Annotated in this window: 6 protein-coding genes; all 6 read right to left on the reverse strand. The window is 57.7% G+C overall.

From position 1 onward, the window contains the following. Nucleotides 1-1538 (reverse strand): hypothetical protein (locus K1Y02_23550; GenBank protein ID MBX7259358.1); only part of this gene is annotated, 1538 nt, incomplete at its 3' end. A gap of 40 nt (nucleotides 1539-1578) precedes the next feature. Further along, the gene (locus K1Y02_23555; GenBank protein MBX7259359.1) at nucleotides 1579-3117 is read right to left on the reverse strand and encodes a hypothetical protein; all 1539 of its coding nucleotides are present in this window, start codon (nucleotides 3115-3117) and stop codon (nucleotides 1579-1581) included. A 34-nt stretch (nucleotides 3118-3151) separates the two neighbouring features. Beyond that, a complete protein-coding gene (locus K1Y02_23560; protein ID MBX7259360.1) occupies nucleotides 3152-4651 on the reverse strand; it encodes a DUF4139 domain-containing protein in 1500 nt (499 codons plus the stop codon). A gap of 471 nt (nucleotides 4652-5122) precedes the next feature. Continuing rightward, on the reverse strand, nucleotides 5123-5998 hold the full coding sequence (locus K1Y02_23565; protein ID MBX7259361.1) for a hypothetical protein: 876 nt from the start codon (nucleotides 5996-5998) through the stop codon (nucleotides 5123-5125). 1 nt (nucleotide 5999) lies between these two features. Continuing rightward, a complete protein-coding gene (locus tag K1Y02_23570; GenBank protein ID MBX7259362.1) occupies nucleotides 6000-7094 on the reverse strand; it encodes an amidohydrolase in 1095 nt (364 codons plus the stop codon). A 27-nt stretch (nucleotides 7095-7121) separates the two neighbouring features. Next, nucleotides 7122-7613 (reverse strand): crossover junction endodeoxyribonuclease RuvC, encoded by a 492-nt coding sequence (gene ruvC, locus K1Y02_23575; protein MBX7259363.1) that lies wholly within the window; start codon nucleotides 7611-7613, stop codon nucleotides 7122-7124. Nucleotides 7614-7774 lie beyond the last annotated feature (161 nt).

Consider the following 7774-nt stretch of genomic DNA (forward strand, 5'->3'; position numbering starts at 1 on the left):
AAAAAGGACTCGTAGTTCGTCCATTCCTTCGTCTTCGTGTCGAAAATGTAGACCGGACCTGCCGCGAGGTCATAGTTGAATCCTTTGTATTCCTTCCACTGCCAAACCCAGATGCGCCCTTTGTCGTCGGGACACGAGTATGCGAGCGCAAGAGGCTCGACGCCCGCGGGCAGTGGATACTCTGCCCACGCAGAACCATCCCATGCGCTTAAGACTCCGGGAGTCTCCAGACGAACCGCCCAAAGCCTGCCCTCTGCATCGCATTCCGGCAGACAGATGAATCGTTCCTGACTGACATTCGTGGCGACCCGTGGCGCAACGGCAAAGTCTCTGTATCGCATCTCGCGGACTTCGTGCTTCCACGTCCAGCGGGCCCGCGATACAACCGCAAGCACGGTTTCGTCAGACAGTGCGTAAAGCTGGTGCACACTGCTCATGTCGAAACCGCGCCGCCAGTCGAGTCGTACTGGTACATCGCCACTGCGCGGCACAAACCAAAGGCCGCCATTCCCGGAACCCGCCCAGAGACCATCGCTTGTTTCCGCAAGCGCGTACGGGGACTGGTCCAGTCCGGTAAGAACGCGCTGCCACGCTCCATCGTGGAGACGCCAGAGCGATGCGGGCTGTGCGACCCAATCGTCTACGACGGTCTCCGGAGAGGCAAGCACGAACCAATCGTCCTTTACGGCAGTAACTTGATAGATGTTGCGGAAGGCACCGGCCTCTGGTTCAGGCACCGGAGTGCCCCGAAGGCTTCCCGTGTCAAATTCATACAATCCATGGCCCACTACGGCCAGCCAATAGATGGTACCCGCCTTCGGAGTAAGAACGGAGAACGGCGCATCGGGAACCCCCTCAAAGGTTGGATGATGCACAGGGGTCTCACCCTCTACGATAAAACAACCCCGCATGCCGGGTTCCCAAGCATACGGCGGAAGCGCGGGGACCCAGGCCCACACGCGGTTTGCCGCATCCATGAACAGACTCGGCGGCCGGTAATTGGCCTCGACAACGTCCACAGGATACGGTGACTCATGGTACTGAAGCATAGAGAAATAGGTAACGGCCTTCTTCGGAAAATCAGCGAGCGCTTCCCCGGCCGGAATTCGGAACAGACCACGCCGCAGCATCGCCCATACCGTTCCCTCGCTATCGACGAGCACGGAATCCAGGCCTTTTTCTGGGTAAGTGATAATTGCGGCCACGCGCACATCGTCTCCCCGGTGGCATGTATAGGCAAGCTGCCTGGTCTGGCTCAGATTCCAGGCCACCATCACTTCGCCCGAATGCAAGCGCTGTAATCCGCCCGGATTGGCCGGTTCCGTTCCGTTTGGTGTGCGTGGGATTTCGGCCAATTCCCACGCGCCGCTCTTCCAGTACGCCAGCTTCCCCGGTGCATCTTCCGTGCGCGGCACACCCCAGATTCGTCCGGTCGCATCCTGTTCGCACGAGCCGTCAAGGAAATAGGGTTCTTCGCCGCCTTCACCAAGCACGGCGGGCGCCAGCGCAACGAACAACAGTAAGGATATCCATTTCATCGTGGACTTCTCCCCGAAACGCTCGGTGCGTCGTCTTCTTTCACCACGTGTAGGCCACCGTGTAGGTGAGAAGCTTCTTGACACCGGGTTTCACCTGAACACGAAATTCGATGGAGCTGCTGTCTTTCTGCAGGAACGGATCCGAGTACGTATCGATTCTCCAATTGGCGCCGCGATAGAGGCGCTCGAAGACGCGGACTTCCACCGGTGCGGCTTTCTGGCTGCGCAGCCGAATCTCGAAGGATTCGGTCAGCCTTTTTGCTTCCCAATTCACATCGAACGCCGTCCGTTTGCGTTCGCCAATCAGATCGAAGGCTACACCGGTAGCGAGCGTAAGCTTCTCGTCCTGTGCGGTGTGCTTGAGTTCCCCCTTGCCCGTCAGTTGCAGACCGCCGTCGCTATCGCGGCGATAGAGGCGCACCGTGCCCGCGGGCAATGGGAAGCCCAGGTGATTTGCCTCTTCATTCTTGAACTCCAGCGCTGAAACCACCGCTTGGTTACATTGAATGCCGTAGCCAGGGTCCGCGTTGGGTTGGCCACCGCTGAAGCTGCGCACTTCGTCTGTCGAGCCGTTGTATACGTAGAACCGCGAAGTCTCAACGTCAACCGCGCGCGAAAATTCAATTTGCTTGGTTTCGTTGTTATGCAACGTGATTGGCCGCGCAACCGAGTACAGGTGGTATTCGTCGAAGGTCTTCTGCGTAACTTGAGGCTCCGCGCGAAAATCTGAATCGAAATAGACTGCGCTGCGCTGCCTCATCGGTGCTCCATACGTCATGGCAAGGTCGTGTGCTTCGAAGCTTCGGCGAATCAGCTTGCTGACACCCCCCGCCATGAGCTTAACCGTCGCGGATTCGAAATCGCGACCTGTCGTGTTCGTCATGGTGACCCAGGCAATGAGGTCAAGTGCGTCGCGAGTATCGGACTGAATCAGGCTGTAGCTGGCTTCCCAGTCGAGACCCCACGAAGCATAGGCCAATTCGGCGTCAAAAGGCCCGGCGGCCTCGCTCGAAATGGTCCAATTCAGTGTCGGATTCAGCACTGAGTCGTCAGGAAGTTTTGGAAACAGGGGGGTACCCGGCAATTCGAATTGCTGTCTTCCGTCGACTTCAACGATGGGCTGCACGGGCGGCGCTTGAGACCACACGGAAGCGAACGATGCCGTGCGCGTGGCTTCGACGGGCGTATAGCCGCTGCGAATGACCTTACCCGAGACTACGCTCCAGACGTCTTCGCGTTGAACGAGGAAATCGAGCGTGTTCCCTTCGTTAAGCCACAGGAGCATGCCTTGGCTGATGGAATCGCCCCGGTAACTTTGCTCCAGAATTTTGAAGTCGTGGGTTCCGGAGAGGTCGCGCAGAATCACGGAATCGGGTTCGAGCATGGATGTGATGCGGTCGTAGCGAACCTGATTGGCGCCTTCCTTCAAGTCAAGCGCAATCGGTTCCCGCACGACACCAAATCCCTGATTGTAGATGGTGAGCGAGGTTTCTCCGGCGGCAGCCGCAGAGGCAGCGAGCAGACTCGCGACTCCGGCAACGGCAAGCCATGCCCACCTTATTCGCATGTGGTTTCGCATTTTCCGAACTCCTTGTGGTGGGAATCGGTTGCGGTTACCACGAGTAATGGACGGTGTAGGTGACTACCTTCTCTTCGCCCGGCTTCACCGGCACGCGGAACTCAATGGTCTGGCTGTCCATCTTGTTGTACGGGTCGGAACTTTCCTTCACTTCCGCCGTACTCCACCGGTACAAGTGTTCGACGATGCGGATCTCGGTATCTTCCTTCTTGCGATTGCGCAGTTTGATCTCAAACGACTCGTCGACCCAACGTTGCTGGTTCTCGACTTTGAAGCTGGTTTGTCTCCGCTCACCTACGAGGTCGAAGGCGTCGCCGGTATAGACGCGCAACGTCTCGTCGCTCGGAGTGTGCGCGATAACATTCTCTCCCGTGAACTCGAGTTGGCCGTCGTCGTCGCGCTGATAGAAACGCGTACGACCGGCGGGCAACGGCATTCCCAGCCCATTGTCCTTCGTGTTCTTCAGTTCACGCATCGTCCAGACCTGCGTGTTCATCTGGGTGCCGTAATCCTGCTGTTGCAGAAGGTTTTGAGGATTCCAGCCTCGGTACTGGTTCACGTCAATCTTGGCTCCGTCGTAGACGTAGAAGCGCTCCGACTTCACACCGTTGGCTCGCACAAACTCGACCTGCTTTGTTTCGCGGTCGCGCAATGTGGCCGGACGCGCGATGGTGTAGAGGTGGTACTCGTCGAATGCCTTCTGGGTTACGGCCTGCTCGCCGCCATAACGCCCAGCGAAGCCTCCGGTATCCGCCATCACATAACGGTTCATATCTGGACCTGGCTGAATCTTGCTGACGTTTCCGGCCATGAGCTTGATGTGGGCGTTCTCGAAGACCTTGCCGCTCATGTTCTCAATGGTGACCCAGCCCACGATATCGACTGTGTCGCCCGATTGCGGCGCCACGAGGTTGTAGCTCGATTCCCAGCTCATGCCGCTCGTGACATACCCGAGTTCTGCTTCAAGCGTTCCGGCAGCGGCGCTGTCCAAAACCCACGACAGGGTCGGTTTCAGGATGGTCCCGTCACCGAGGCTTGGAAACAGAGGCTGCCCGGGCAGGCCGAAACGAATTTTGCCGTCGACTTCAATCACAGGCTGGGCATTGGTAAGCTGCGGATAATACTGCTGCTGCGGATTGCGCGCGCGAATGATCTGCGGTATGTAGCCGCTGCGGACGATCTTGCCGTCAACAGTGGTTTGGTTCTGTCCGATGGTTTGCAGGAACGGAATCGTCTGTCCTTCGTTGATGGATAGAAGCAGTTCCTGCGACACGGGATCGTTGCGGAAACTCTGTTCCAAGATTTGCAGGGCCCATTTTCCCGAGGGGTCTCGCAACATAACGGAATCGGGTTCCAGCAAGGTGGTTGTGTCGTTGAAGGAGACCTTGTTGACGCCTTTCTCGAGGGTCAGTGGGATGGTCTGGCGGACAACGGCAAAGTTCTGGTTGTAGATGGTAACGGAAGGGTCGGCGGCCCATCCCGCCTGCACGGCAACTGCGCTCAAGCACACTACGCCCCACAACGTCTGTCTCATGACCTGCCCTCCCATGGATTGAGACACGCATTTACAGGGATCTTCGCGCGGGCGCACTTCGCCCGAATCGTTTGACACCATTCATGGCGGCGGGTTCGAAGGCCCCTGCGTCTATCCTATACCTTTTTCCGGGTGGGGGTTCCTGAAAAGTGGCTTAACCACCGATAAACACCGATGAACGCCGATAGGAGGATCAATCAGAAGAGAACTTCAAACCACGGGGAGCGCGGGGACCACGGGGAATGCACACAATCTCTTAGAAAGGAAAAGAGAGGTACAAAGGGTACAAAAGAACGGGGATTGGGATTTGACCACGAATCAAACGAATTACACGAAAGGAGGAATCAATCAAACACGAATGTTCTCAAATCACTGAGAACACAGGGGAATTCGTGAATCTTGCACAGACCTTTTCAGATAGTAGCGCAAAGGATCAATTGAGCGTCGATAGGCTCGCTACATCAATTGGATCTATTTTGTCGAATTCTCCACGCGCAGTATGGCCTCGGCAGCGCCGGCTCGCGCATCGAGATCGGGGTCGTCGAGGATCGGTACGAAAACAGGGAGATCCTGGGCACGTGGTAACCGGCCCAACGCGGCGCACACCTCGCGTTTGTCTTCTGTCGTACCGCGACTGGCGAATGCAAGCAGCTTGTCGTGAATCGCGGGCCGTTCGGATTCGGGTGCATGCAAATACAACGCGCTTAGTAGGAGTACACAACGCGACGAATCCGCGGGTTCTTTCGCGGCAGCCGCGGCGAGTTTGGCATAGGTTTCCGGCCTCAATTTCTTAAAGAAGCGGAATGCATACGCGGCGCACCCGCGCGAGTCGACGTCCGTGGAATCCAGCAGTTCCGCTAATGCAGCTTCGTCCTTGGCGTCTCCGGAGTTGGCTAACACCCAGCGCATCAAGGGCAAGGTGGAACCGGTTTCCACTTGCGCCAAGCGGACTACTTCCGGGTCATGGGTGCTGTATCCCAGTTTTCCGAGCGTCTCAGCGGCATGTGCGCGATCCTCTGCCTTGGGATCGAGCAGTACGGCGGCAATCTTCTCCGTATATGCCTTGCGTTCGTCGGGGTTGGACGTGGCCTGAGCCAACACGCGCCAGACTCCGATGCGGTAGAAGGTTCCAGCAGACTCGGCTTCCTTCAGAAACAAATCGCGGACTCCTTCAGGATGCCCCGTCCACAACAGCGACTCGGCGGCATGAACTTTCACCCAAACTTTTCCTTCTTTGAGTGCTTCGTGCAGCACGGCAAGTGAACGTGCCTGAAGCTCGGGCGAGACGGCGGGCGCGGTGTCCGCCGCGGCCAGAGAAGCGAGAACGACGATGTAACTCAACAGCATTTCAACTCTCCTGAATGCGCAGCAAACGCAGCGCGTTGTTGAAGAAAATGTCATCGATATCCTGACGCGACCAGTCCATAAGTTGCGCCGCCAATTTGAGCGCGCGCAGCGATTCCAGTCCCACCAAGGTAGGATGACACGCGGGCGCGGACGGGTCGATGTCAATCCGGCGAGGGCATATCCATGAGAAGGCGTCGCCCACGGTCACGCATTTGCCGCGTTGTTGCGACACGGGGAAATCGCTTCCCCACAACAAGCGACGCGCACCGAATGATTTGACGATAGCCATCATGGCGTCGGGCTCGCAGACGGCCGCCGTATCGAAGTAGACATTCTCGAGTTTGGCAAATACAGGCAGCGCGTTGATTGTGTTGGGCGCGTGAAAACCGCGGCCCGCGTGGGCGAGAACGAGCTTTGCGCCGGGGTATTTCGCACACAGTCTCAGAAGACTCTGCTGATTTCCGGGATCGGATAGCGCGCCGGTTCGCACAATGTGCAGCATGATGATCGACTCGTGCTCGTGCGCGAGTTCCCAGACCCATTCGGGGATATAGTCTTCCACGGCGGCATCGAACGTTTGCGGAACAGACGCGAAGACATGATAGGGTTTGAAGCCTAGGATGCGAGGATTCTTCAGATACGCAGCCATCTTTTCACGCGATGACTGCGGCGTTACGACAACCAGCCCACGCACGAACTCGCCCGCTTGCACTTGCTCGACAAGGAATTCATTGCCGGCATCCACGTCTCCGTTCTTGACGGGGTACGGAAAGAATAGACCGCCAGCAAGCCGAGACTGTCCGGTGACTTGTCCCAAGTGTTCCTTCCAGACGTTCATGGAGACGGTGGCCGGGCCTTGTGCAGGAAGTTCAGGACACGGATTGCCCAGATCCTGAGTCCGGTACCAATGGGCATGAATGTCGAACATGCGATCGGGTAGAGAACTCTGAACCTCGGCGGCGATTGACGCATCGGTCTGAGTAAAGGTCCAGTGCGCGACATCTACGGTGTCGGGTATGGGCGGCGATTCAGCGCTGGCCAAGTGTGCGGCGGCCAGCGAAGCGGCTCCCAAGAACTGTCGCCGGTTAACGGGCATGATGTCGGTCCCCTTTCATCCTACGGTTCACTCCCCTTGAATCTTGCGCAATTTACCGGCGTGGACTTGGCAGATCGCGAGTGCCAGCGCGTCGGCGGCATCGTCGGGTTTTGGGCGCGCGTCTAGGGTCAAGAGGATTTTCACCATTTCCTGCACTTGTTGCTTGGTGGCCTTGCCGTATCCGACGACGGCGTTCTTCACTTCGAGAGGGCTGAACTCGCCGATGGGTTTGCCCGCCAGTTCCGCCGCGAGCGCGATCACGCCGCGCGCCTGGGCCACGGCAATACCCGTGGTCACGTTTTGCGAGAAGTAGATCTTCTCGATGGCGACGGCGTCGGGCGCATGCTGCTGGATCAGGCGCGAGACTTCCTCGAAGATGGTCTTGAGCCGCGTTGAGAAGGACTGGCCTGCGGGCGTCGTGATTGCCCCGTGTGCGATGTAGCGGAGCCGCGATCCTTTGCCTTCGACGATGCCATAGCCGGTTGTGGCGGTCCCTGGGTCGATGCCTAACACGCGCATGACGGCACCGGGGATTTTGGATTTTGGATTTTGGATTTTGGATTCAAGAGAAGAGTGGAGAAGGAAATCGTTGTAGCAGTACCGGACGCGGCAGTCCTCGAGTCGATGCCTAGCACGCGCATGATGGCACCGGGGATTTTGGATTTTGGATTTTAGATTTT

The organism is Candidatus Hydrogenedentota bacterium (assembly GCA_019695095.1).
GTDB lineage: Bacteria > Hydrogenedentota > Hydrogenedentia > Hydrogenedentales > SLHB01 > JAIBAQ01.